This window comes from Enterobacter sp. 4974935, assembly GCF_058661735.1.
Genome location: NZ_JBZWGT010000002.1, coordinates 63,650 through 87,450, shown reverse-complemented (window position 1 = coordinate 87,450; position 23,801 = coordinate 63,650). Strand labels below are relative to the sequence as shown.

Below are 23,801 nucleotides of genomic sequence, written 5' to 3'. Positions count from 1 at the left end.
AAGACTGGTCTTGTTGTACTGGCTGAGATCGTCGCTGATAGCTTCCTTACGCTGCCAGGCGCGCAGTTCGTACCCCATGACGGCCCCTAATGCGGTTTCAGTCATGCCCATTTTTTCCCGGAGCGTCTTCACTGTTTCCGGCTGCGGAACGACGCTAACCATCTTAATCATTACCCTTCTCCCAGAAGTCTGAATTCAGAAAAATTTTCACCTGGCGTGTGCGGGGATAGTCCTGGTGCTTCAGCCCCTCCCGCGTGTCAGACAGGTACTGCGTTTCCTGCTGCACCTTGTTGATTTTGCCATTCCATTTGCGGGCCAGCGCCCGGTAACTCCCGTTCTCCAGCTGATAAACTTCAAACGTATACTTGTTCGGACCGCTCCAGCCTTCGTTGTAATAGACCTGTTTCATAGGATCTGCCTGATCGATGCGCCCCGTAAACATGACATCCCGGCTGCATTGCCTGAACCAGTAACCGCGGGGCATAGCCGGTGGCCGGTCGCTTATTTCCCGTCTGGATAGCGTGCCGAAAGGCTGTGAGCGCAGGTGACAACCTGATCTCAGGTCAATCGGGCATGACGTGTTGTGCAGGGACCAGCGCCGCTGCCGCAGACAATGGCTCAGGGTGATCACAGGAACGACACGGGAAACGAACAGGGGGAATGATTGCATGGTTTTACTCCTTCGCCAGTCGGGGCGCTACCGAAAAATGAGCCTTGATAATACGACGAATGAGCCATATAAATCAAGTTAAAAATCAGGCGGCAGAGTTTCTGCCGCTGCTGTAGGTCAGTACCGTGGAGCCACGTCCTTTCCTTCGCCCCATAAACGGGAAAACTCGTTCACGTAGGCTTCAGTTACTGCAGGCGCGCCGCTGATCAGCACCACATTTTCCGCATTACGACTGTCTGCGCTGGCGCTGAAGTTAAACGAGCCGGTCAATACGGCGCGGCGGTCAAAGACCATGAATTTATCATGCATGGCCTCGTAGTTATCGTTGATCCGCACCGCCACGCGGTTATTGGCCAGAAAGTTCACTTCGGTGTACCGGTTGTCGTTCGCTTTGCGATCGGCCACCACCACCACCGATACGCCCCGTTTTTTTGCGGCACGCAACGCGCCGGCAACAGGACGACTGGTCAGGCTGTACGCGGCAACCAGAATCTCATGCTGCGCGTGGTCGATTGAATCCAGAACCAGATTTAATGCGGTCCCGCCGGGTGAAAACCCGGTTTTCACTTCAGTCGCAGCTTGCGCCTGGACATCGCCGGCAATATTGCCGGCCGCTGTTACCGGGTTTGCTGCCACGGCGCCGGCGATGAGGGTCAGGGTTAACAGCACATATTTTTTCACGCAGCCCCCTTAATCATCATCCGGGAACAGATGCTGGACGTTCTTACGGGTTTCTTCCAGATTCCTATCCTCCGGTGCGGCCGGTTCGGGAGTCACGGCGGGACTGTTTTCCGGCGCAGCGCCGCCTGCCGGCGACACCGTATTGCTGCCACCGCCGGTGGCCTGCAGAAACGCCTCAACCAGGCGTGCCATCTCTCCTGTATCCTGCTGCGGCAGCGTACTGCTGATGATCCGCTGAATATCCTGCATCGAGGTGCTCTCCGTCAGAAATTCAGCGATCAGGAACGGCAGGCGTTCGTCTTGTTTCATCAACGCGGCACCACAGAGCATCATGGCGCGCATCGCGCGGCCACGCTCTTTCTGAGGCAGTTTCTCAAGAAAGCCGTCTGCTACCCGGTCCGCCGCATTGCGCTCCGGGTAGATATAAAACGAGCACTTACGGTTATCAGTCATACTCAGCCCTTCATTGCCACCATACCCAGAACCAGATCGAACTGCGGGTTATCACTGACGAAGAAACGATCGTCACTCACCCCCGTTGCCTGCTTCACTGCGCCGGCGACCAGGCTGGCACCGCCACCGACCACCATGACGTGCGTGAAGCCGGCAAAGCGGCCAACTGAATCGGTGACACGGTGCGTCAGGGCTTTTTCCCGCTCATGCAGTACCTTCATCACCTGGGCCCGCTGGTCAGCATTCTGGAGGTAACGGGAAAGAAACGTTTCGTCATTTCGCGCCTGGATCAGACGGTCGGCAAAATACGAACTGGTACGGGTGCTCACGCTGGTATCCAGTGCATGTTTTACGGCTTCGGTGATGATGGATACGCCAGTTTTAGGATCGCAATGCGTCTTGGTGAAGCCGGACATTTTGCTGCGAACGTGCGCGATATCCAGCGTGGTTCCACCGATATCCACAATCAGCAGGGAGTCCAGATCGTCCAGATCCTTCAGCACACTGAAGCCTGCAGGGACCGACTCTGGCAGTACGCTGACTTTACGCACGGTAAAGCTCTCACGCCCCTGAACGGCCACCGCACGCTTCACGTTCGCTTTTTTCCGCTCGATGTTGGCCATATTAGGCTGATCGTTTTCATCCAGGTACTCGCCCAGCGGCAGCGTCACCACAACATCAACCGGCTGCGGTTCAATGCCGGACTGCATCAGGGCATGGTGGATAGCGACGACATTCACATCACTGTACTGATAGCGGGTTTCCGTGGTGCGCACGGCATCCGGGCTCAGCTGGTCAAAGCTGTACTTTTCCCCGTCAATTTCATAGTTGGCGGAAGCCGGCACCGATGAATCTGTCAGCAATGTCATGGACCATTCGGGCTTGAAGCTGTTCGGACTGATCAACGTTTTCACTGCGCCTTCTTCCATCCAGGCCAGTTTGATGTTGGTGGAACCGTCATCAACAAAAATACGCATTTTGAACCTCACATTGTTTAGAAAAAAACCGTAGAAATCAGGAAAAATACAGCTTTCAAATGGATTATTACGCATCTCTGCTGACGTGTAAAGACAAAAAGATGCACCAATATAGAAAAATACAGAAAAATACCGAATAAAAATCAACAAAAGACGGTCAGACCGTCCTGAAAACGGTCTGACATAGAAAGAAAAGGGATTTATTTAGATTTATACGGAAATATCAGGGAGGGATACAGATTATTCCGGGAGCGTTAAATGACTGTCTGGCAGGCTGAATCGGACGCCATACTGACGACCAACATCGAGCGCAAACACGCGCGTGTAGGTTTCTGTGGTTTCCAGCCGGGAATGCCCGGCATAAGCCTGTACAACTTTCAGCGGAACCCCATGCTGGATCAGGTGCATACAGAAGCTGTGACGGAACGTGTGGCAGGTAACAGGGATACTAAAAGTGACAGAGTCACGTTTTGCGAGGTCCAGTGCCTTCCTGATCCAGTTACGCGGCGTGTTATCACTCTGCACCGGCCAGAGCAGCTGCTGTTTACCAATACGCAGGGTGGTCAGAAATTCACGCACCTTCCTGACATATTGAGGATCGGTCAGAGGAACAAGACGGAACACCTCTTCATCCTTGCCCGGCCTGCCGCGGCCACGCTGACGCTGTTTAAGCGTCTTCAGCCGGACAAACGGCCGGGAACCGTCAAGCTGAAAGCTGGCGCCGGTCAGCGCCAGCGCCTCATTAATACGCGCGCCCGTGTTCCAGAGGGTATCGAAAAGGACCTGCTGGCGCAGGTCTGGCACATACCGCAGAAACACCGACACCTCCGGGGCCAGCAGGTATTTGGGTAAATCAGCCTGGCTGGCCATCTCCCGCAGCGCCAGCGCATCGGCATAATCGAAGTAGGCATATGTCACGCGCCCGGTCCCGATGGCGTCGCTACGTGAATTCTGGGAAATTTGCAGGGGGAAAGTGTTCAATTTTTTAAAATCCGCTAATCAGCCGTCAGGCGACTGAATTTTATGAAATTTCTCGCTGAATTCGACCGCATCCTGCATATCAAACGTCATACTGCGGGTGGAGGCGGTCGAGCTCCAGCTTTTCCCGCCTTCGATTCTGTAAGGGGGTAGGGTCAGTCCGCGTAAAGGCTTGTCATGCCGGGCTGCAAAAACCAGCTGCCCGGCAGATACTTTTAACATCATAGCAAACATATCCGCGCTGATTCGGCGGCCTTTCAATCCACTCATAACAACCTGTAACTGAATCCTGTACCACGACTTTTGTTGTAAATCTGCTGACCAGACTGACCTTCATCTTCACTGAATACCACCATACGGCGGCCGTTAGTCAGTGAATCCATTTTACGCTGTGCGCCATTATCGTCATAACGCACAGGCAGGCACGCACCTTTATGGCTGTTTTCACTCTCGACGCGGAACACCCTTACCCTGACGGCGTTCTTCCGCACCTGGTCAGGATCTTCACCACTGACCACGCCCGTCAGTTTCTGAAGCGTATCTGCCGGACTGCTGTACTCAGCCTGGCTGAGATAGCGGCCGTTCGGGGTTAACCAGAAATCCTGGCTGTCACTGACACGGTAGGTTTCGCCGTGGCTGGCGATGCCTGAGACGTTACAGAAGCGGTCATAATCGGTGGGCTGTCCGGGGAGCATGGCGCACCCTGTCAGCAGCAGTGCCGGCAGGGCGGCGACGTATCCTTTGAATTTCATGTTGTCTCCTGTTCAGGATGAACCATTTCGGTCGGTGGCCGGTATCCCGGATACGGGATAAACGGCGCATCGGTGGCAATAAGGTCTAGCAGCTTCTGGCCACTGACCAGGATCATGCGGCTGTCTCCGCGAATGAGCGATTTGGTGCCTTCGCGCGTTTTGCCGGTATGGCAGAAAAAACCGCGGGCACCGGTGGCGTTCAGCAGGTCGCTGAAGTCACGGACGTGGCCAACGGCAATATAGCTGGTATAGCGTTTGGCCTGGATAAGCCAGGTCTGGCCATCAATCTTCACACGGCCATCAATCCCGCCGTCACCGGTATACCGGCGGTTACGGATCACTTCAAAGCCCCGGCGTTCAAAGCCTTCAAGCAGCAGCTCTTCGAACACAAACGGGTCAATCTTGCGCAGATAGGCAATTTTCTGCCCGAAATGCGGAAACGTATTAATTTTATCGATCACACGTACCGCGCTGGCCTGTTTCCGTTCGTGCCGGCGCCGGCGTCGCCGTGTACCCTGCCAGAGGCCATACAGCAGGATACCCGCAAGGATAAAAGAGCCGACAACATGGATGGACTCATTCATTATCGATCCTCAGCACTTCATACTTCAGCTGCCGCAGCAGCCTGTCTTTGCTCATGGTTTTCAGGGTGGGCCATTCCGCTTTCAGCGTCAGCGCGACGGTGGCAAGTTGTATGGTCCGGGGTACTGTCTCACCGTCCTCATATTTTACCAGGCTGGTACGGCTGATACCGAGCTCAGCCGCGGCGCGTTCCTGGGTCCAGTTCAGGCCCCGTCGCCACAGGATCAAGTCAAAGCCGGTCAATCCGCCGCACTCCCATGCTCAGTGCCGGGCTTCGTGCCGGCGGGTACGGCCTCTTTCCCCTGTGCCTTTTTTTCCGCCGGGGCCGGGTAGGCCGAGGCCAGTTGTGCCCGGAAATCACGCCACGCTGACAGCCAGAGCGCATCAGATACCTGGTCAGACGACAGATTAAGGACCGCATTGCGGTCACGCCAGTGGCTAAATGTCTGAGCCGGAAGGCCGGCACGCCGGCGCAACTGCTGCTCGTCGAAATAGGCACACTGAACCAGGAGGTGTCTGACGTTCTGCGGGACAACTTCATCTCTGGCCCCTTCCGGCACAGCCAGCATCCCGGCGCTGCATATACCCTGAATGCCCGCCTCGGTATAAATCTGCTGCAGATTGGTATCATCAACCTGCGCAGCGCCGGCGGTGTGCGCCACAACCAGCATGATGCCGGCAATAAGTGGTTTCTTTATCATGCGTACTCAGCTCCTGGCCGAATCCTGGTGGACTGGCCTGTTATAATCTGCCTGTATTTATAGCCTGAAAATGTTCATATTTGAACATTTTTTATGTATATTAATTCGACAAATTCGTCATAAACACAACAGGAGACGCGATGGATATCAACTACTACGATAAACATCAGGAAGAATTTGAGGCGGTCACGCTGGCGCTGAAAGCCAATCTGGAAGAAGTTTGGGGCAGCAGCCTGAAAAATCAGGGGGAAAGCCTGGATGATCAGGTGACGTATATGAAGCTATTTGAAGAGCTGCAATACAACCTCAATCCGTACTACTTCAAGGAGAACACCTCAGCAAAAGAGATGGATGAAGATAAAGTAGCGGCCTTTGTGGCCAGAACCCGCGACTATAAGTACGGCATTACCATTAAATCCTGGCCGGGACTCCCGCAGAAATGGCTGAAAGGCCGAATCAAACCTCTTCATCCTGTGGAAGGCACAAACCTGTGCTGGATCGACACGTCCAACATTGTGCATATCGGTGCCGATAGGCAGTTTGACGATCAATATTACCTCACCGTGACCACACAGAACGGTCAGAGTTACGGCACTGTTGCAAATAGTCGGTGGTGATAAACTTATCATCCCCTTTTGCTGATGGAGCTGCACATGAACCCATTCAAAGGCCGGCATTTTCAGCGTGACATCATTCTGTGGGCCGTACGCTGGTACTGCAAATACGGCATCAGTTACCGTGAGCTGCAGGAGATGCTGGCTGAACGCGGAGTGAATGTCGATCACTCCACGATTTACCGCTGGGTTCAGCGTTATGCGCCTGAAATGGAAAAACGGCTGCGCTGGTACTGGCGTAACCCTTCCGATCTTTGCCCGTGGCACATGGATGAAACCTACGTGAAGGTCAATGGCCGCTGGGCGTATCTGTACCGGGCCGTCGACAGCCGGGGCCGCACTGTCGATTTTTATCTCTCCTCCCGTCGTAACAGCAAAGCTGCATACCGGTTTCTGGGTAAAATCCTCAACAACGTGAAGAAGTGGCAGATCCCGCGATTCATCAACACGGATAAAGCGCCCGCCTATGGTCGCGCGCTTGCTCTGCTCAAACGCGAAGGCCGGTGCCCGTCTGACGTTGAACACCGACAGATTAAGTACCGGAACAACGTGATTGAATGCGATCATGGCAAACTGAAACGGATAATCGGCGCCACGCTGGGATTTAAATCCATGAAGACGGCTTACGCCACCATCAAAGGTATTGAGGTGATGCGTGCACTACGCAAAGGCCAGGCCTCAGCATTTTATTATGGTGATCCCCTGGGCGAAATGCGCCTGGTAAGCAGAGTTTTTGAAATGTAAGGCCTTTGAATAAGACAAAAGGCTGCCTCATCGCTAACTTTGCAACAGTGCCGATTTAAATCAGGCAGATCAGCATTATTTAAATCAAGTTGCCATGTCACTGAATACTCGTCCTAGAAAGGCGTTAGATTGGCTTACACCATTAGAGAAATTTGCTCAGCTTGTTGATTATCATATGGCTTTTGAAACTGTCGCACCTCATGTTTGAATTCGCCCCATATTTTTGCTACAGTGAACCAAATTAAGATCATCTATTTACTAGGCCTCGCATTTGCGGGGTTTTTAATGCTGAATAAAAGGAAAACTTGATGGAATTGCCCAATATTATGCACCCGGTCGCGAAGCTGAGCACCGCATTAGCCGCTGCATTGATGCTGAGCGGGTGCATGCCCGGTGAAATCCGCCCGACGATTGGCCAGCAAATGGAAACTGGCGACCAACGGTTTGGCGATCTGGTTTTCCGCCAGCTCGCACCGAATGTCTGGCAGCACACTTCCTATCTCGACATGCCGGGTTTCGGGGCAGTCGCTTCCAACGGTTTGATCGTCAGGGATGGCGGCCGCGTGCTGGTGGTCGATACCGCCTGGACCGATGACCAGACCGCCCAGATCCTCAACTGGATCAAGCAGGAGATCAACCTGCCGGTCGCGCTGGCGGTGGTGACTCACGCGCATCAGGACAAGATGGGCGGTATGGACGCGCTGCATGCGGCGGGGATTGCGACTTATGCCAATGCGTTGTCGAACCAGCTTGCCCCGCAAGAGGGGATGGTTGCGGCGCAACACAGCCTGACTTTCGCCGCCAATGGCTGGGTCGAACCAGCAACCGCGCCCAACTTTGGCCCGCTCAAGGTATTTTACCCCGGCCCCGGCCACACCAGTGACAATATCACCGTTGGGATCGACGGCACCGACATCGCTTTTGGTGGCTGCCTGATCAAGGACAGCAAGGCCAAGTCGCTCGGCAATCTCGGTGATGCCGACACTGAGCACTACGCCGCGTCAGCGCGCGCGTTTGGTGCGGCGTTCCCCAAGGCCAGCATGATCGTGATGAGCCATTCCGCCCCCGATAGCCGCGCCGCAATCACTCATACGGCCCGCATGGCCGACAAGCTGCGCTGAGCCATGGCTGACCACGTCACCCCCAATCTGCCATCGCGCGATTTCGATGTGACAGAGGCGTTTTATGCGAAGCTGGGCTTTGCGACGAGTTGGAAGGATCGCGGCTGGATGATCCTGCAGCGCGGCGGTTTGCAGCTCGAATTCTTCCCCTATCCTGACCTCGACCCAGCTACGAGCTCGTTCGGCTGTTGCCTGCGGTTGGATGATCTCGATGCCATGGTGGCATTGGTGAACGCGGCGGGAGCCGAGGAAAAAAGCACCGGCTGGCCGCGCTTCAAAGCTCCGCAACTGGAGGCGAGCGGCCTGAGGATCGGCTACCTGATCGATCCCGACTGCACGCTGGTGCGGCTGATCCAGAACCCCGACTGACCGCATGCCCGCGAAAATCAAGATTTGCGGGATCAGCACACCCGAGGCGCTCGATGCGACCATCGCGGCGCGGGCGGACTATGCCGGGTTGGTGTTCTATCCAGCGTCGCCCCGTGCGGTTACGTCGAATGTCGCGGGCGCTTTGACATCGCGCGCAGCTGGCCAGATCGCCATGGTCGGTTTGTTCGTCGATGCGGATGATGCTGTCATCGCCGACGCACTGGTGGCAGCCAAGCTGAACGCGCTGCAGCTGCACGGTTCGGAATCGCCCGAACGCGTGGCCCAGTTGCGCGCGCGGTTTGGCAAGCCGGTGTGGAAGGCGCTGCCCGTCGCCAGCGCCAGCGATGTCGCACGCGCCGCAGCCTATGCCGGGGCGGCGGACTTGATCTTGTTCGACGCCAAGACCCCCAAAGGCGCGCTGCCCGGCGGCATGGGGTTGGCGTTCGACTGGTCGCTGCTGGCCGGATATCGCGGTGCCTTGCCGTGGGGGCTGGCAGGCGGGCTAAATCCGACGAATGTTGCCGAGGCGATTGCGCGCACCGGAGCGCCGCTGGTCGATACCTCCAGCGGCGTCGAAAGCGCGCCCGCATTACCGGCCCGTGACGGCTCCATATTCATTTCCGCCCAGCGCAGCATATCTTTTGAGGCGGATTTCACGCCGTAAGATTCCGCATCAAGCTGTCCCGGCGACACGCGGACCGGTTTTTTGTTTTTATAACCGTACGCATACTGGCTTTGCGCACTTTCCGGCACAGTAATAAAGGTGTGAGATAACCCCAGCGGTGCCAGGATCCGTGCAGTCAGCAACTGCTCATACGGCATCCCCGCCGCGTTTGCGGTCAGAGCACCAAACAGGCCGATACTGCTGTTTGCATACAGACGCATATCGCCCGGTTTCCGGGACGGCTGCCACTGCTGATAGAAATTCAGCAGATCCGCACGGCTTTTTACCGCATCCGGCACCTGTAACGGCAGTCCGCCTGCGGTATAGGTAGCCAGATCCAGCAATGTGATCCCCTTCCACTGCGGCAGAGCCAGCTCCGGCTGGTATTTTGCCGCCGGATCATTCAGCGCCATCTCTTTTTTCGCCACAGAAACCGCACCCAGCACACCTGTGAAAGTTTTACTTACAGATCCGAGCTCAAATAGTGTATTTTCAGTGACCGGCTGTTTTGCCTGAATATCGGCAAAACCATAATTGAAATAATAGGGCTTACCCTTTACGGAGACGGCAACCGCCATCCCGGGAATATCCTGCTGTGCCATCAGCGGTTTAATGGTGCTGTCCACCACCGCCGCGACATTATCAGCGGCAGAAAACCCCGGGGCGGAAAACGCCAGCAGAGCGGAAATCAGTGTTGCAGATAACGATTTTTTCATCAGAATTAACCTTCCGTGTGTGAGTAACGGCGGCAAGTATCGTCAGATTCACCGGACAGAACAAACGGTTATTTATAACAAGAGCCTAAAGAAAAACTTACAGGTGGATTATGGTCAGACGTTATCTCCCCCTTAACCCGCTGCGCGCCTTTGAGGCCGCCGCCCGTCATCTCAGTTTTACCCGCGCGGCGATTGAGCTGAATGTCACCCATGCCGCCGTCAGCCAGCAGGTCAGGGCGCTGGAAGAACAACTCGGCTGTGTGCTGTTTACCCGCGTCTCGCGCGGGCTGGTGCTGACCCATGAAGGTGAGGGATTACTGCCGGTGCTCAATGAGGCGTTTGACCGGATTGCGGATACTCTGGAGTGTTTTTCTCACGGGCAGTTCCGTGAGCGGGTGAAAGTCGGTGCGGTGGGAACATTTGCCGCAGGCTGGCTGCTGCCGCGTCTGGCCGGATTCTATGACAGCCATCCGCATATTGATCTGCATATCTCCACCCATAACAATCATGTGGACCCGGCGGCGGAAGGGCATGATTATACGATCCGTTTCGGTAACGGCGCGTGGCATGAGTCAGATGCGGAACTGATTTTCAGTGCACCACACGCTCCGCTGTGCTCACCGGCCATTGCAGAACAGTTACAGCAGCCGGATGATGTTCACCGCTTTACCCTGCTGCGCTCATTCCGCCGGGATGAATGGAGCCGCTGGCTGGATTGTGCGGGCGGCACACCGCCTTCCCCGTCACAGCCGGTAATGGTGTTCGATACCTCACTGGCCATGGCCGAGGCGGCACAACTGGGTGCCGGGGTAGCGATCGCACCGGTATGTATGTTCAGCCGCCTGTTACAGTCAGGCGCACTGGTACAGCCGTTTGCCGCAGAAATCACCCTCGGCGGCTACTGGCTGACGCGGTTACAGTCCCGTACGGAAACCCCGGCCATGCAGCAATTCGCCCGCTGGCTGCTGAATACGGCGGCGGCGTAAAACTCACTCACCTTCCAGGCTTTTTACCCGCAAATCATCACCTTCACTGATGCGCAGCCGTTCACTGCCGCAGTGCGGACAGCATCCGGCGTGCTGCATGATTTCGGCCTCACGGCTGCAATCCCAGCACCATGCCTGTGCCGGGATAACATCAATATGCAGTGTGCAGCCCTGCGCCACGGTATCACGGCAGGCGATATCAAAACAGAAATGCAGTGCACTCTCCTCAACATCCGCCAGTGCGCCGACTTCCAGCCAGACATCCGTTACCCGCGCAATGCCGTGCTGTTCAGCCTGTTCGCGGATAATGTCCGCCGCACCGAGGGCTTTACTAAGCTTGCCCCTTCCGCCGTTGTCATAATCGGTTATGGCATCGCATTTTATTTTCTTTCTCTGGTTCTGAAATCCATCCCTGTCGGTGTTGCTTATGCAGTCTGGTCGGGACTCGGCGTCGTCATAATTACAGCCATTGCCTGGTTGCTTCATGGGCAAAAGCTTGATGCGTGGGGCTTTGTAGGTATGGGGCTCATAATTGCTGCCTTTTTGCTCGCCCGATCCCCATCGTGGAAGTCGCTGCGGAGGCCGACGCCATGGTGACGGTGTTCGGCATTCTGAATCTCACCGAGGACTCCTTCTTCGATGAGAGCCGGCGGCTAGACCCCGCCGGCGCTGTCACCGCGGCGATCGAAATGCTGCGAGTCGGATCAGACGTCGTGGATGTCGGACCGGCCGCCAGCCATCCGGACGCGAGGCCTGTATCGCCGGCCGATGAGATCAGACGTATTGCGCCGCTCTTAGACGCCCTGTCCGATCAGATGCACCGTGTTTCAATCGACAGCTTCCAACCGGAAACCCAGCGCTATGCGCTCAAGCGCGGCGTGGGCTACCTGAACGATATCCAAGGATTTCCTGACCCTGCGCTCTATCCCGATATTGCTGAGGCGGACTGCAGGCTGGTGGTTATGCACTCAGCGCAGCGGGATGGCATCGCCACCCGCACCGGTCACCTTCGACCCGAAGACGCGCTCGACGAGATTGTGCGGTTCTTCGAGGCGCGGGTTTCCGCCTTGCGACGGAGCGGGGTCGCTGCCGACCGGCTCATCCTCGATCCGGGGATGGGATTTTTCTTGAGCCCCGCACCGGAAACATCGCTGCACGTGCTGTCGAACCTTCAAAAGCTGAAGTCGGCGTTGGGGCTTCCGCTATTGGTCTCGGTGTCGCGGAAATCCTTCTTGGGCGCCACCGTTGGCCTTCCTGTAAAGGATCTGGGTCCAGCGAGCCTTGCGGCGGAACTTCACGCGATCGGCAATGGCGCTGACTACGTCCGCACCCACGCGCCTGGAGATCTGCGAAGCGCAATCACCTTCTCGGAAACCCTCGCGAAATTTCGCAGTCGCGACGCCAGAGACCGAGGGTTAGATCATGCCTAGCATTCACCTTCCGGCCGCCCGCTAAATATCTCCTTTTGGGTTGTTAATAAAACATCCAATAAGTTGACTGTGCGTGAAAAAGAAAGTTTTGTGTGATGGCGTTGAAGATCGCACCGTTAAGCTCTTATGTGGGATGGTGCAGAGCTCGACGACTACCGATAAAACGCAACCGCCGCAAACAGACAAGAAAAAGCCCCAACTGATAACAGTTGGGGCTTCAGTATTGTGATTGGTGGAGCAATAGCACCCTGAACCCAAAACCTTCTCGCTCAACCGGTAGTGGCTGATAACAACTCGTGAGGGCTATTGCGGGTTAAGCATTTAGCGATGTCTAGGGCCAGACTGGACGTCTGAACGCAAGCCGCTGATACTGTACATAACCACAGTATCAGCGGAGGATACCCATGTCGCTGGCAAGGAACGCCACGGCGAGTCAATCGCCCACTCAAACAAACGGTTACGAACGCCACCAACCCGACCAGACGCTGCTCTACCAGCTGGTTGAGCAGCACTACCCAGCCTTCAAAGCCTCACTCGAAGCCCAAGGTCAACACCTGCCTCGCTACATCCAACAAGAATTCAACGACCTCCTCCAATGTGGCCGTCTGGAGTATGGTTTCATGCGGGTTCGCTGCGAGGATTGTCATCACGAGCGTCTGGTCGCCTTCAGCTGTAAACGACGCGGCTTTTGCCCTAGCTGCGGTGCCCGCCGGATGGCCGAGAGTGCGGCGCTGCTGATAGACGAAGTCTTCCCCAAGGAGCCCATTCGCCAGTGGGTGCTCAGCTTTCCTTTCCAGCTACGCTTTTTGCTGGCTCGCCATCCCCAGCTGATGGGCCAGGTCTTGAGTATCGTCTATCGTACACTCTCAACTCATCTGATCAAAAAAGCCGGTTACACCAAAGCCTCTGCACAAACTGGCTCAGTGACTCTTATCCAACGCTTTGGCTCCGCGCTAAATCTCAATGTCCACTACCACATGCTGTTTCTCGATGGTGTCTATGCCGAAGATGACTATGGCAAGCAACGCTTCCATCGTGTCAAGGCACCCACTTACGATGAGCTGAATACGCTCGCTCACACCCTCAGCCATCGCATCGCTCGCTGCATGGAAAAGCGTGGGATTTTGGAGCGTGATGCCGAGAATACGTGGTTGACACTGGAAGAGGGCGAAGACGATACGCTGACTCAATTACATGGTGCTTCGGTTACGTATCGCATTGCCGTCGGCCCCCAGCAAGGGCGCAAAGTCTTCACCCTGCAAACCTTGCCAGGGCGTGAGGATAAAGCCGACTCAAGCAGTCGAGTAGCCAACCATGCTGGTTTCTCGCTACACGCCGGTGTGATGGCCGAAGCGCATCAGCGGGATAAGCTTGAGCGCTTGTGTCGCTACATTAGTCGGCCAGCGGTTTCAGAAAAACGTCTGGCATTAACCGCCAATGGGCAGGTGCGTTACGAGCTCAAAACTCCGTACCGCAATGGCACCACCCATGTGATCTTCGAGCCGCTGGACTTCATCGCCAAACTCGCTGCGTTGGTACCTAAGCCGCGAGTCAACCTCACACGCTTCCACGGCGTCTTTGCACCGAACAGCAAACACCGAGTTCAAGTAACACCCGCCAAGCGGGGCAAGAAGCCCGACAAATCGGAAGGTCTCGATACTAACTGGCGTGACAAGAGTCCTGCAGAGCGCCACCGCGCCATGACCTGGATGCAACGCCTCAAGCGAGTCTTCAATATTGATATTGAAGTCTGCGAACACTGCGGCGGTCACGTCAAAGTGATTGCCAGCATCGAAGATCCGAAGGTCATTGAGCAGATTCTCAAGCATCTGAAACAGAAAACAGCCAAGGCGAATGCCGCCAAGCAGCGTGAGCTGCCACCAGAACGAGCGCCGCCACTGACTCCCAGCCTGTTCGATCCATCACAGAGTCGTCTCTTTGACTGACGACCCCAAATCCAACACTGCTCAACACTGCCAACTTTTAAACGGGGCGGTGGGGCAGTTTGTATCTCTCGAGCTATCAGGCTAGAGATTTTACCGCCAAATCGAACCTTATTAGAGCGGTTTAGGCTGGACCGGCAGTTAAAATTGGGGCTTGAGCGGTAAACGAGTGAGGGAATTTCAGGTAAGATACTTCGGATGAGGAGCAAAAAGGTGGTTTATACTTCCTATACCCCTGGATGGACGAACAAGCCATTAAGCAGTGGCATTGCCTGGTCCACCATGGCCGCCGAGGGAGAGGTTTCCACTACAGTGACACCGCCATTGAGACGGCCCTGATGCTAAAAGGCTTGTTCAAGTTGCCGCTGCGGGCGCTAGAAGGCTTCATTAACTCGTTGTTCCAACTGATGGCGGTGCCTTTGCAGTCGCCGGACTATAGCTGTATCAGCAAGCGCGCCAAGACCGTCGACATCAAGTACCGCCTCCCCAGCCAAGGCCCGGTGGCTCACTTGGTCATTGATGCCACCGGCCTCAAGGTCTATGGCGAAGGCGAATGGAAAATTCGCAAACACGGCAAGGAGAAGCGACGAGTGTGGCGCAAGCTCCACTTGGCGGTGGATGCCACAACCCATGCGGTCATCGCTGCCGAAGTCAGCCTGGAGACGGTGGCGGATAACGAGGTGTTACCGACGTTGCTCAACCCCTTACGACGCAAGATAAAACAGGTCAGCGCCGATGGTGCGTATGACACCAAGGCCTGTCATGCGCTACTGAAGAAAAAGGGGGCGAAAGCCACCATACCGCCGAGAAAAAATGCGGCACCGTGGGAGGAAGGCCATCCCCGCAACGAGGCGGTGACGGCGCTCAAGGCCGGTGAACTGAAGCAATGGAAGAAAGACTCCGGCTATCACCAGCGCTCGATAGCCGAGACCGCCATGTACCGGTTCAAGCAACTCATCGGGCCAACGCTGAGCCTGCGGAACTACAACGCCCAGGTGGGCGAAATCCTGGCTGGCGTGAAGGTGATGAACAAGCTGATAGGGCTTGGTATGCCTGTTCGCCAGCCAGTGAATTGAGTGGTATCAACGGGTTGGGGAACGGCCATCCAGCGACGGATTTGGTCAACAACGCCGATAACACCTCGAAATCGGAGTTTATATGGCTTCGTGGGGGAGTTATGTGTTTGAGCTTTGTCGCATTAACGCGAATCAGGGGTTGACGGCAGAAATGGACTGGAATTACACTTCTTAGAGTCGGCGTTGCCGGAAAATTCTGATTGGATTAGTTGTTCGGGGTGCGAAAACAGTCGTAGTTCGGGGGAAAAACCGAATTTTGACCCGAAACCGCAAAAAACCCGAAATGACAGTTCCTATCAAATACTTAACTTGTAGGTTCTTTCAAATGGATAAGAATGATGTTGTTAAGAAGATACTTGAATCAAAAAAGTACGAAAACCTTGATTCAGATATTGTTGAAAAGGTTGTTTCCATTTCTGAGAAGAAATATAAATTAAAGGAAGTTGAGAATTATTCTAAAAAGAAATTGCATCAAATATGGGGGTCTTACTATTCTGCCTATCCTAATTGGGATAAATTATTAAAAAAGTACAATCAGGGGCAGTTATCAATAGAAGATTTACTAAAGATTCATTCTTCGACGAATGAAAGAGTCGCAACATTAAATGACTTTTACACTTATGTATTTGGAAATATCAAACATGTCTCATCTATTTTAGATTTTGGTTGTGGCTTCAATCCATTAGCTTTATACCAATGGAATGAAAATGAAAAAATAATATATCATGCATACGATATTGATAGAGCTGAGATAGCTTTTTTGAGTAGCATTATTGGGAAGTTAAAGACGACGATAAAGTATAGGTTTTTGAATAAAGAGAGTGATGTCTACAAAGGTACTTATGATGTAGTATTCCTTTTAAAGATGCTTCCTGTGCTAAAACAGCAAGATGTAAATATCTTGGATTTCCTACAGCTTTTTCATACTCAAAACTTTGTAATATCTTTTCCAATAAAGTCTTTATCTGGAAAGGAGAAGGGAATGGAAGAGAATTACCAGCTATGGTTTGAATCTTTTACAAAAGGTTGGATAAAAATCCTTGATTCGAAGGTTATAGGGAATGAGTTAGTATATATTACTAGTGGATTTCAGAAATAACTCCGCCTCCAAGGCACTCATTTTCTTGGAAAAGTACTAAACTCTGTCCAACGGCTGGAGCCCATTGTGGTGCAGAAAATTCAAATATATATCCATTTTCATTCTGGGTTACTTTTACTGGTGTATCCTGACTTCTATAACGGATAGATGCTGTATAGTTATTATTAAGTAATGAAGTTTCGTTTATCAAGTGCAATTCTGAAACACTTACTATGTTTTTCCAAAGTTTTGGATTATCTTTTCCTTGGACAACATAGAGGATATTTTGAGGAAAAGATAGGTTTCAACTACAGTTTAGAAGGTTAAAAACAAATGCATGCATGGCTCAAAAGCAATCTAGGGAAGGTGCGAATAAGCGGGGAAATTCTTCTCGGCTGACTCAGTCATTTCATTTTTTCCTGTTTGAGCCGTTTTTTCTCCCGTAAATGCACTGTATACCGATATGGGCAGGGCGAAGCGCTAAAGTACAACAATCTTATTGTTAGCTATTGTCTTGGCGTTCCAGAAAATCTTTAAACTCAATAGTATAAAGCCGTAACAGCACCATGGTTAACGCAAAAATAATTGGCCCATAAATCAAACCAATTAAACCAAAGAGTTGCAAACCACCTGAGGTATCCCCAGAAATTCTGTAGTTAAAATAAAATGTTAGTTGATTGGGGAACATTCATGGCGGTTCCTGATCTGATCATTCGCCAAAACTCCCACACCGCGGATGCTCACCATGAATGTAAAAGCTATGCTCGCTGATTTCCTCACCTTTGTCACGCCAAAATCAATGCATAAAGCCCGATTTTCGGTTTTGCTAGATGCGGTAACCGCCCTGGCAAAGGATGCGTGTTGCACCGTTACTGCGATTGGCCGGGCGATGCCTGGCTCTTCAGATAAGGTCAGTATCAAACGGGCAGATCGTCTACTCAATAATCCTAACCTGCAACGAGAGCTGCCATTGATTTATGCTGCGCTGACGGCTTCTATTGTTGGCCATAAAACTAAGCCGATGATTTTGGTTGACTGGAGCAATGCCGATACTGCCAAGCGACACTTTATCCTGCGTGCCAGCATTGCCGCTGACGGTAGAGCGTTGACTCTGCTACAGAAGATTGCCGCCGCAGAAGATTATACCTGCCCACACCTACACGGGGCGTTTTTAAAGCAGCTTAAAGCCATGCTACCCAAGGACTGTAAGCCCGTAATTGTCACTGACGCGGGGTTTAAAGTTCCATGGCTGAAACAAGTGCGTAAGCTGGGATGGCATTATGTAGCTAGAGTTCGAGGCAATGTGAAGCTTAAATTGGCAGAGCAGGACAAGTTTATCAGTGTTAATCAGCTTTATCGGCAAGCGAAGAAGGATCCAAAAAGTGTAGGAAAAATCATGCTTGCCCAAACACAACACTATGAAACGCAGGCCGTCCTGGTTGGCAAAGGTTATAAGCTATTGAAACGCGATAAAAATAAGACGTATAAGGAACCATGGTTGTTGGTGTCATCCTTAGCTGACTGCCATGGGTATGCGGATAAAATTGCTAAGTGCTACAGTAGCCGAATGCAAATTGAAGAAAGCTTCCGTGATCAGAAAAGTCACCGCTATGGCCTGGGTAGCGATTTGCATGGTACCAAGAAGAAATCTCGCTTAGAGATACTGCTACTACTGGCCGCATTGGTTAATTGGTTTCATTACCTGCTAGGTAGCGCAGCGGAGAAAGCGGGTTTGCACCTGCGTTATCAAGCTAACACCGTTAAAAATAGGCGGGTATTGGCCCTGAATTTCCTTGGGATATTACTTTGCAAAGAACCCAAACAGCGAATACGCAGGCAATATTATCAGCAGGGACTTAAACAAATACTACAGTGGGTGGTTCAGTGGGACTGGGCAGTAATCAAACAGGCTGATAGCTGATTGTATGAATGGAAATTTTGTGGGGATCCCTCAGGTTGTCTAGACTTCTTTTAACAGTAAAGTTATCATAAAACTGAATTTTATTTTTTAGGTAAGTTTATGCATTCTATCCGCATTCGTTAAGACACAACTATTTGCATAGTGACACTATTTTATAATGGTGGGCTTTTGTTGTGTCTTTAAGAATATATGCGGATATATAAAGTAAAAGTATGCTTAATTTATAAGTATGCTTTTAGTGCATAGTTTCCAGTTATAACTTAATTGACTAGCTATTTGTCCACCCTGTGGATGAATAGCTTTTTTTTTGGGAGGACACTGTGATGCTAGCTTTTGTTTTCACCTAAATCCTGTTTGCTGCATAAAAAATTTCAAGAGCTAAACAGGAGTAAATAAAAATGAGTTTAATTATTAAAGCGAGAAACATACGCTTGGATTATGCTGGGCGTGATGTTTTGGATATTGATGAATTGGAAATTCACTCTTATGACCGTATTGGTCTTGTGGGTGATAACGGAGCAGGAAAGAGTAGTTTACTCAAAGTACTTAATGGCGAAATTGTTTTAGCCGAAGCGACATTACAGCGTTTTGGTGATTTTGCACATATCAGCCAACTGGGCGGAATCGAAATAGAAACGGTCGAAGACCGGGCAATGTTATCTCGCCTTGGTGTTTCCAATGTACAAAACGACACAATGAGTGGCGGAGAGGAAACTCGTGCAAAAATTGCTGCCGCATTTTCCCAACAAGTACATGGCATTCTAGCGGATGAACCAACCAGCCACCTTGATCTCAATGGAATAGATCTACTTATTGGTCAACTTAAAGCATTTGATGGAGCATTACTTGTTATCAGTCATGACCGATATTTTCTTGATATGGTTGTAGACAAGATATGGGAGTTAAAAGACGGTAAAATTACGGAATATTGGGGTGGTTACTCGGATTACTTGCGTCAAAAAGAAGAAGAGCGACAACACCAAGCCGTAGAATATGAGCTGATGATGAAGGAACGGGAGCGATTAGAATCTGCTGTGCAAGAAAAACGCCAGCAAGCTAATCGATTAGACAATAAGAAAAAAGGAGAAAAATCCAAAAACTCTACCGAAAGTGCTGGACGACTTGGGCATGCAAAAATGACTGGCACCAAGCAAAGAAAACTGTATCAGGCAGCTAAGAGTATGGAAAAGCGTTTGGCTGCATTAGAAGATATTCAAGCACCAGAGCATTTGCGTTCTATTCGTTTTCGTCAAAGTTCAGCCCTAGAACTGCACAATAAGTTCCCGATTACGGCAGATGGTCTGAGCTTAAAATTTGGTAGCCGTACTATCTTTGATGACGCTAACTTTATAATACCGCTTGGCGCTAAAGTCGCTATAACTGGATCGAATGGAACAGGGAAAACGTCCTTGTTAAAAATGATATCAGAACGTGCTGATGGATTAACCATATCTCCAAAAGCTGAAATTGGCTACTTTACACAAACAGGATATAAATTTAACACGCATAAATCTGTGCTCTCCTTTATGCAGGAAGAGTGCGAGTACACAGTTGCGGAAATTCGTGCAGTATTGGCTTCAATGGGGATCGGAGCGAATGATATTCAAAAAAACTTATCCGACTTATCGGGAGGTGAAATCATCAAACTGCTTTTATCCAAAATGCTTTTAGGAAAATATAATATTTTGCTTATGGATGAACCAGGAAACTATCTTGACCTAAAAAGTATTGCCGCATTAGAAACAATGATGAAGTCCTATGCAGGAACTATTATCTTCGTATCTCATGACAAGCAATTGGTCGATAATATTGCTGACATTATCTACGAGATCAAAGACCACAAAATCATCAAGACTTTTGAGAGAGATTGTTAATGATAGCCAATCTAATCCGAACATTAATTATTGAACTCTTTAAAGGAAATTAAAAATGACAATTCAAGATATTCAATCACTTGCTGAAGCACACGGCTTGTTGCTTACGGACAAAATGAATTTCAATGAAATGGGCATTGATTTTAAGGTCGTTTTTGCTCTTGATACAAAGGGGCAACAATGGTTGCTGCGTATTCCTCGTCGTGATGGCATGAGGGAACAAATCAAGAAAGAAAAACGCATTTTAGAATTGGTAAAAAAACATCTTTCTGTAGAGGTTCCTGATTGGAGAATTTCATCTACAGAATTAGTGGCTTATCCCATACTTAAAGATAATCCTGTTTTAAATTTGGATGCTGAAACCTATGAAATAATTTGGAATATGGACAAAGATAGCCCGAAATACATAACATCTTTGGCAAAAACCTTATTTGAAATCCATAGTATTCCTGAAAAAGAAGTTCGGGAAAATGATTTGAAAATTATGAAACCTTCAGATTTAAGACCTGAAATAGCAAACAATTTGCAGTTAGTAAAATCTGAAATTGGTATAAGTGAGCAATTGGAAACCCGCTACAGAAAATGGTTGGATAATGATGTTCTATGGGCAGATTTCACCCAATTTATACATGGCGATTTATATGCTGGGCATGTACTAGCTTCAAAGGATGGAGCTGTTTCAGGCGTTATTGATTGGTCAACAGCCCATATAGATGACCCAGCGATTGATTTTGCTGGGCATGTAACTTTGTTTGGAGAAGAAAGCCTCAAAACTCTAATCATCGAGTATGAAAAACTAGGGGGTAAAGTTTGGAATAAACTATATGAACAGACTTTAGAAAGAGCAGCGGCCTCTCCTTTGATGTATGGTTTATTTGCCTTAGAAACTCAAAATGAAAGCCTTATCGTTGGAGCAAAAGCTCAGTTGGGAGTTATATAATTTAAAAATATGATTGCTGAGAACTGCCTTGTTTTGAAACTTGGTTGGCTTTAATTAGTTTTTAGTATTCTTTATAGAAAATGCCTCGATCAAGGGGCATTTCTAACAATCATTTAACATAAAATTTCTTATACGAAATGCTTGATATTTCTCTTTAAATATCATTATATTAACGTAAGCCGTTCTGGAGTATAGGGCACCAGAACGGCTTTTTATTGATTATTCATGTTCCACGATCACTAATTGAGCGATGTTCCACGGTTTTATTCAGTTTTAATAAACATCATCCGGTTTTTTGAGGAGTCATTATTTCAAGTGCTTGCACTGAAATTGGCTCTTCAAAAAACTGGAGTCTTGGCTAACCATATGGAAGGAAAAAGCGGCTTAGGAAGCCTCTCTTCTTCTGTTCTGGTTCAACATGCTCCGGGATAGGAATACGCTTATTGTCTTGCTGAGGAGTAGTCAATTCGTCATAGTTCGTTGCTAGTTCCGACCGAGGATCCGTTGCTATATCCTGTTTAAAGCTCTGATCGGTAAAGGTAGTCATATTGGCTTTTGGTGCTTCTAGTAAGCGCTGCATAGCTTCAATCTGTTCTTGATAAAACGATTCACGTTCTAAAGATTGATTTTCTCTCTGTATTGCCTGATTTAATTGTTTTTCCAGTATGTCAACTTGACGTTTTAGTAAGTCAACTTCTGTCAAGTTTTGACTGTTAATTGATTGACTTTGATTGACTGTATCCTCTTTTTTTTGTGGTTCCCCAAAAACTCTTAGGGCCTCTGAAAAGTCAATTAATCCATCAGATCCTTTAGATAAATTTCCTTTGTTTATATGTGCATATATGGCTTGTCTTGAATATCCATAAAGCTTAGCTAACTCTGAAACTGACAGTTTTTTCATTATGTAAACCAGTTTTCAACTTGTGTTAATACCTGACTGTTAACTTAACAATTTCAATTAACAATGTCATTGAAATCCTAATTTTCTGAGTAAAGGAAGTAATTCCTTAAATTTCTCTGCATCTTGCAGCATGGCAGCTATACGTACAGCAAACTGCTGATAGCTTTCTGTGCCTTGTGAATATTTACTCATCTCAGGAAGCTCTGAGAGCTTGTTGGCGAATAGATGGCGTTGTTTATCTGTTATTTTTGAAAAGAGGTCTAATGTATTCGGATCTCTTTTAGATTCGACTGAATGCGTGGCTGATTTTTTCTGTTTAAAGCTAAATGAAAAACCAGTAATAGATCTACCTGTTTTATGCTGTTCAACTTTGACAATAATATCGGTATGTTCATTTACTTGTTTTAATGCAATGTCTAAAACATATTTTTTAAAATCATACATTCGTTTGTATTCAGTCTCGAGTACACCTATTTTTTGTCTAAAATCATACATAGTTATGAGAGGCGTTTTTCCAGTACTACGCCATGCAATCAATATTTCATATAAACGAACAGCATAAGCACTTGTTAAATTACTTATTTGTTGTATTTCATACTTTGTAAATTGTTCTTCTAACCTAGTAATTAAAGGCACAATAGCAGGGGCAAAAATAAGTCTAACGACAGCTTCATTATCAATATAAGCCACCTCGCTCACCCATCTTGATTTGTGATTAATAGTGTTACCTTTTTCACTAAGACTCTGATAACTGAATTGTCTTGCAAACAAGTCATCGCAAGCATCTTTTAACGCCTGATAAGCCGTATTTCGATGTACACGGCACTGTTGCAAATAGTCGGTGGTGATAAACTTATCATCCCCTTTTGCTGATGGAGCTGCACATGAACCCATTCAAAGGCCGGCATTTTCAGCGTGACATCATTCTGTGGGCCGTACGCTGGTACTGCAAATACGGCATCAGTTACCGTGAGCTGCAGGAGATGCTGGCTGAACGCGGAGTGAATGTCGATCACTCCACGATTTACCGCTGGGTTCAGCGTTATGCGCCTGAAATGGAAAAACGGCTGCGCTGGTACTGGCGTAACCCTTCCGATCTTTGCCCGTGGCACATGGATGAAACCTACGTGAAGGTCAATGGCCGCTGGGCGTATCTGTACCGGGCCGTCGACAGCCGGGGCCGCACTGTCGATTTTTATCTCTCCTCCCGTCGTAACAGCAAAGCTGCATACCGGTTTCTGGGTAAAATCCTCAACAACGTGAAGAAGTGGCAGATCCCGCGATTCATCAACACGGATAAAGCGCCCGCCTATGGTCGCGCGCTTGCTCTGCTCAAACGCGAAGGCCGGTGCCCGTCTGACGTTGAACACCGACAGATTAAGTACCGGAACAACGTGATTGAATGCGATCATGGCAAACTGAAACGGATAATCAACGCCACGCTGGGATTTAAATCCATGAAGACGGCTTACGCCACCATCAAAGGTATTGAGGTGATGCGTGCACTACGCAAAGGCCAGGCCTCAGCATTTTATTATGGTGATCCCCTGGGCGAAATGCGCCTGGTAAGCAGAGTTTTTGAAATGTAAGGCCTTTGAATAAGACAAAAGGCTGCCTCATCGCTAACTTT

Annotated in this window: 29 protein-coding genes and 3 pseudogenes; 16 read left to right on the top strand and 16 right to left on the bottom strand. The window is 50.1% G+C overall.

Going from position 1 to position 23,801, the window contains the following annotated elements:
* Positions 1-163 precede the first annotated feature (163 nt).
* The 10 genes from AC4OVS_RS01130 to AC4OVS_RS01085 form a co-directional block, all read right to left on the bottom strand.
* Positions 164-409 carry a hypothetical protein gene (locus tag AC4OVS_RS01130; RefSeq protein ID WP_019725064.1) on the bottom strand — a complete coding sequence of 82 codons (246 nt, stop codon included), beginning with the start codon at positions 407-409 and terminating at the stop codon, positions 164-166.
* Positions 410-787: 378 nt separating this feature from the next.
* The gene (locus AC4OVS_RS01125; protein ID WP_004187378.1) at positions 788-1,351 is read right to left on the bottom strand and encodes a phospholipase D family nuclease; all 564 of its coding nucleotides are present in this window, start codon (positions 1,349-1,351) and stop codon (positions 788-790) included.
* A gap of 9 nt (positions 1,352-1,360) precedes the next feature.
* Positions 1,361-1,804: a plasmid partitioning/stability family protein gene (locus tag AC4OVS_RS01120; protein WP_004206904.1), complete on the bottom strand. Its 444-nt coding sequence runs from the start codon at positions 1,802-1,804 to the stop codon at positions 1,361-1,363.
* A 2-nt stretch (positions 1,805-1,806) separates the two neighbouring features.
* Positions 1,807-2,781 carry a plasmid segregation protein ParM gene (locus AC4OVS_RS01115; RefSeq protein WP_004187382.1) on the bottom strand — a complete coding sequence of 325 codons (975 nt, stop codon included), beginning with the start codon at positions 2,779-2,781 and terminating at the stop codon, positions 1,807-1,809.
* Positions 2,782-3,021: 240 nt separating this feature from the next.
* Positions 3,022-3,762, bottom strand: a complete 741-nt coding sequence (locus AC4OVS_RS01110; RefSeq protein ID WP_004187383.1) for a tyrosine-type recombinase/integrase — start codon at positions 3,760-3,762, stop codon at positions 3,022-3,024.
* A gap of 18 nt (positions 3,763-3,780) precedes the next feature.
* A complete protein-coding gene (locus tag AC4OVS_RS01105; RefSeq protein WP_223216382.1) occupies positions 3,781-3,984 on the bottom strand; it encodes a hypothetical protein in 204 nt (67 codons plus the stop codon).
* 41 nt (positions 3,985-4,025) lie between these two features.
* Positions 4,026-4,511 carry a hypothetical protein gene (locus AC4OVS_RS01100; protein ID WP_004187390.1) on the bottom strand — a complete coding sequence of 162 codons (486 nt, stop codon included), beginning with the start codon at positions 4,509-4,511 and terminating at the stop codon, positions 4,026-4,028.
* Positions 4,508-5,095, bottom strand: coding sequence for a restriction endonuclease (locus AC4OVS_RS01095; protein ID WP_004187392.1), 588 nt, complete (start codon positions 5,093-5,095; stop codon positions 4,508-4,510). The genes AC4OVS_RS01100 and AC4OVS_RS01095 overlap by 4 nt, the downstream gene beginning before the upstream one ends.
* Positions 5,088-5,336, bottom strand: coding sequence for a helix-turn-helix domain-containing protein (locus tag AC4OVS_RS01090; protein WP_004187394.1), 249 nt, complete (start codon positions 5,334-5,336; stop codon positions 5,088-5,090). Before AC4OVS_RS01090 ends, AC4OVS_RS01095 begins: the two co-directional genes overlap by 8 nt.
* On the bottom strand, positions 5,333-5,794 hold the full coding sequence (locus AC4OVS_RS01085) for a hypothetical protein (protein ID WP_004187397.1): 462 nt from the start codon (positions 5,792-5,794) through the stop codon (positions 5,333-5,335). The genes AC4OVS_RS01090 and AC4OVS_RS01085 overlap by 4 nt, the downstream gene beginning before the upstream one ends.
* Before the next feature lie 140 nt (positions 5,795-5,934).
* Here AC4OVS_RS01085 and AC4OVS_RS01080 point away from each other — a divergent pair, with 140 nt between their 5' ends.
* The 6 genes and pseudogenes from AC4OVS_RS01080 to AC4OVS_RS01055 all read left to right on the top strand — a co-directional run bounded on the left by AC4OVS_RS01080 (position 5,935) and on the right by AC4OVS_RS01055 (position 9,306).
* Positions 5,935-6,411, top strand: coding sequence for a hypothetical protein (locus AC4OVS_RS01080; RefSeq protein WP_024266329.1), 477 nt, complete (start codon positions 5,935-5,937; stop codon positions 6,409-6,411).
* 36 nt (positions 6,412-6,447) lie between these two features.
* Entirely contained in the window at positions 6,448-7,152 is a 705-nt protein-coding gene (locus AC4OVS_RS01075; RefSeq protein ID WP_001067855.1) for an IS6-like element IS26 family transposase, read from the top strand.
* 52 nt (positions 7,153-7,204) lie between these two features.
* A pseudogene (locus AC4OVS_RS01070) lies at positions 7,205-7,360 on the top strand (IS30 family transposase); the annotation flags it as partial.
* Between the two features lie 100 nt (positions 7,361-7,460).
* Entirely contained in the window at positions 7,461-8,273 is an 813-nt protein-coding gene (locus AC4OVS_RS01065; RefSeq protein WP_004201164.1) for a subclass B1 metallo-beta-lactamase NDM-1, read from the top strand.
* Positions 8,274-8,276: 3 nt separating this feature from the next.
* Positions 8,277-8,642: a bleomycin binding protein Ble-MBL gene (gene ble, locus AC4OVS_RS01060; protein WP_004201167.1), complete on the top strand. Its 366-nt coding sequence runs from the start codon at positions 8,277-8,279 to the stop codon at positions 8,640-8,642.
* A 4-nt stretch (positions 8,643-8,646) separates the two neighbouring features.
* A complete protein-coding gene (locus AC4OVS_RS01055; RefSeq protein ID WP_015058923.1) occupies positions 8,647-9,306 on the top strand; it encodes a phosphoribosylanthranilate isomerase in 660 nt (219 codons plus the stop codon).
* Here the strand turns inward: AC4OVS_RS01055 and AC4OVS_RS01050 are convergent.
* A pseudogene (locus AC4OVS_RS01050) lies at positions 9,228-10,022 on the bottom strand (serine hydrolase); the annotation flags it as partial. The gene AC4OVS_RS01055 and the pseudogene AC4OVS_RS01050 overlap by 79 nt on opposite strands.
* 110 nt (positions 10,023-10,132) lie before the next feature.
* Between AC4OVS_RS01050 and ampR the strand changes: the two are divergent.
* Positions 10,133-11,008 carry a LysR family transcriptional regulator AmpR gene (gene ampR, locus AC4OVS_RS01045; protein WP_004193231.1) on the top strand — a complete coding sequence of 292 codons (876 nt, stop codon included), beginning with the start codon at positions 10,133-10,135 and terminating at the stop codon, positions 11,006-11,008.
* 3 nt (positions 11,009-11,011) lie between these two features.
* On the opposite strand, the gene hypA is transcribed toward ampR, so the two are convergent.
* Positions 11,012-11,377, bottom strand: coding sequence for a hydrogenase maturation nickel metallochaperone HypA (hypA, locus tag AC4OVS_RS01040; RefSeq protein WP_025999322.1), 366 nt, complete (start codon positions 11,375-11,377; stop codon positions 11,012-11,014).
* On the opposite strand from hypA, the gene AC4OVS_RS01035 reads away from it, so the two are divergent.
* The 5 genes and pseudogenes from AC4OVS_RS01035 to armA all read left to right on the top strand — a co-directional run bounded on the left by AC4OVS_RS01035 (position 11,270) and on the right by armA (position 16,556).
* A complete protein-coding gene (locus tag AC4OVS_RS01035; RefSeq protein WP_052238321.1) occupies positions 11,270-11,605 on the top strand; it encodes a DMT family transporter in 336 nt (111 codons plus the stop codon). The two genes, hypA and AC4OVS_RS01035, sit on opposite strands and share 108 nt — an antisense overlap.
* Entirely contained in the window at positions 11,599-12,438 is an 840-nt protein-coding gene (gene sul1 / locus AC4OVS_RS01030) for a sulfonamide-resistant dihydropteroate synthase Sul1 (RefSeq protein ID WP_000259031.1), read from the top strand. The genes AC4OVS_RS01035 and sul1 overlap by 7 nt, the downstream gene beginning before the upstream one ends.
* A gap of 404 nt (positions 12,439-12,842) precedes the next feature.
* The gene (locus AC4OVS_RS01025) at positions 12,843-14,384 is read left to right on the top strand and encodes an IS91-like element ISCR1 family transposase (protein WP_000050481.1); all 1,542 of its coding nucleotides are present in this window, start codon (positions 12,843-12,845) and stop codon (positions 14,382-14,384) included.
* Between the two features lie 233 nt (positions 14,385-14,617).
* Positions 14,618-15,457 (top strand): annotated as a pseudogene (locus tag AC4OVS_RS01020) (IS5 family transposase); the annotation flags it as partial.
* 325 nt (positions 15,458-15,782) lie between these two features.
* Complete coding sequence (gene armA / locus AC4OVS_RS01015; RefSeq protein ID WP_000359986.1) at positions 15,783-16,556, top strand: 16S rRNA (guanine(1405)-N(7))-methyltransferase ArmA; 774 nt, start codon at positions 15,783-15,785, stop codon at positions 16,554-16,556.
* Here armA and AC4OVS_RS01010 read toward each other — a convergent pair.
* Entirely contained in the window at positions 16,537-16,746 is a 210-nt protein-coding gene (locus tag AC4OVS_RS01010) for an aminomethyltransferase beta-barrel domain-containing protein (protein ID WP_172691603.1), read from the bottom strand. The genes armA and AC4OVS_RS01010 overlap by 20 nt on opposite strands.
* A gap of 291 nt (positions 16,747-17,037) precedes the next feature.
* Positions 17,038-17,223 (bottom strand): hypothetical protein, encoded by a 186-nt coding sequence (locus tag AC4OVS_RS01005; protein ID WP_002026779.1) that lies wholly within the window; start codon positions 17,221-17,223, stop codon positions 17,038-17,040.
* Positions 17,224-17,271: 48 nt separating this feature from the next.
* Between AC4OVS_RS01005 and AC4OVS_RS01000 the strand changes: the two genes are divergently transcribed.
* From AC4OVS_RS01000 to AC4OVS_RS00990, 3 genes are all read left to right on the top strand, one after another.
* On the top strand, positions 17,272-18,456 hold the full coding sequence (locus AC4OVS_RS01000; RefSeq protein WP_002001451.1) for an IS4-like element ISEc29 family transposase: 1,185 nt from the start codon (positions 17,272-17,274) through the stop codon (positions 18,454-18,456).
* Positions 18,457-18,854: 398 nt separating this feature from the next.
* On the top strand, positions 18,855-20,330 hold the full coding sequence (gene msr(E) / locus AC4OVS_RS00995) for an ABC-F type ribosomal protection protein Msr(E) (protein WP_000052512.1): 1,476 nt from the start codon (positions 18,855-18,857) through the stop codon (positions 20,328-20,330).
* Positions 20,331-20,385: 55 nt separating this feature from the next.
* Positions 20,386-21,270 (top strand): Mph(E) family macrolide 2'-phosphotransferase, encoded by an 885-nt coding sequence (locus AC4OVS_RS00990; protein WP_000155092.1) that lies wholly within the window; start codon positions 20,386-20,388, stop codon positions 21,268-21,270.
* Positions 21,271-21,628: 358 nt separating this feature from the next.
* Here AC4OVS_RS00990 and AC4OVS_RS00985 read toward each other — a convergent pair whose 3' ends face one another.
* Together AC4OVS_RS00985 and repM are read right to left on the bottom strand one after the other, a co-directional pair.
* Positions 21,629-22,171 (bottom strand): plasmid replication DNA-binding protein, encoded by a 543-nt coding sequence (locus tag AC4OVS_RS00985; RefSeq protein ID WP_004896925.1) that lies wholly within the window; start codon positions 22,169-22,171, stop codon positions 21,629-21,631.
* Positions 22,172-22,237: 66 nt separating this feature from the next.
* Positions 22,238-23,065, bottom strand: coding sequence for a replication initiation protein RepM (gene repM, locus AC4OVS_RS00980; protein WP_000534216.1), 828 nt, complete (start codon positions 23,063-23,065; stop codon positions 22,238-22,240).
* On the opposite strand from repM, the gene AC4OVS_RS00975 reads away from it, so the two are divergent.
* Entirely contained in the window at positions 23,056-23,760 is a 705-nt protein-coding gene (locus AC4OVS_RS00975; RefSeq protein WP_001067858.1) for an IS6-like element IS26 family transposase, read from the top strand. The two genes, repM and AC4OVS_RS00975, sit on opposite strands and share 10 nt — an antisense overlap.
* The last annotated feature ends 41 nt before the right edge of the window (positions 23,761-23,801 follow it).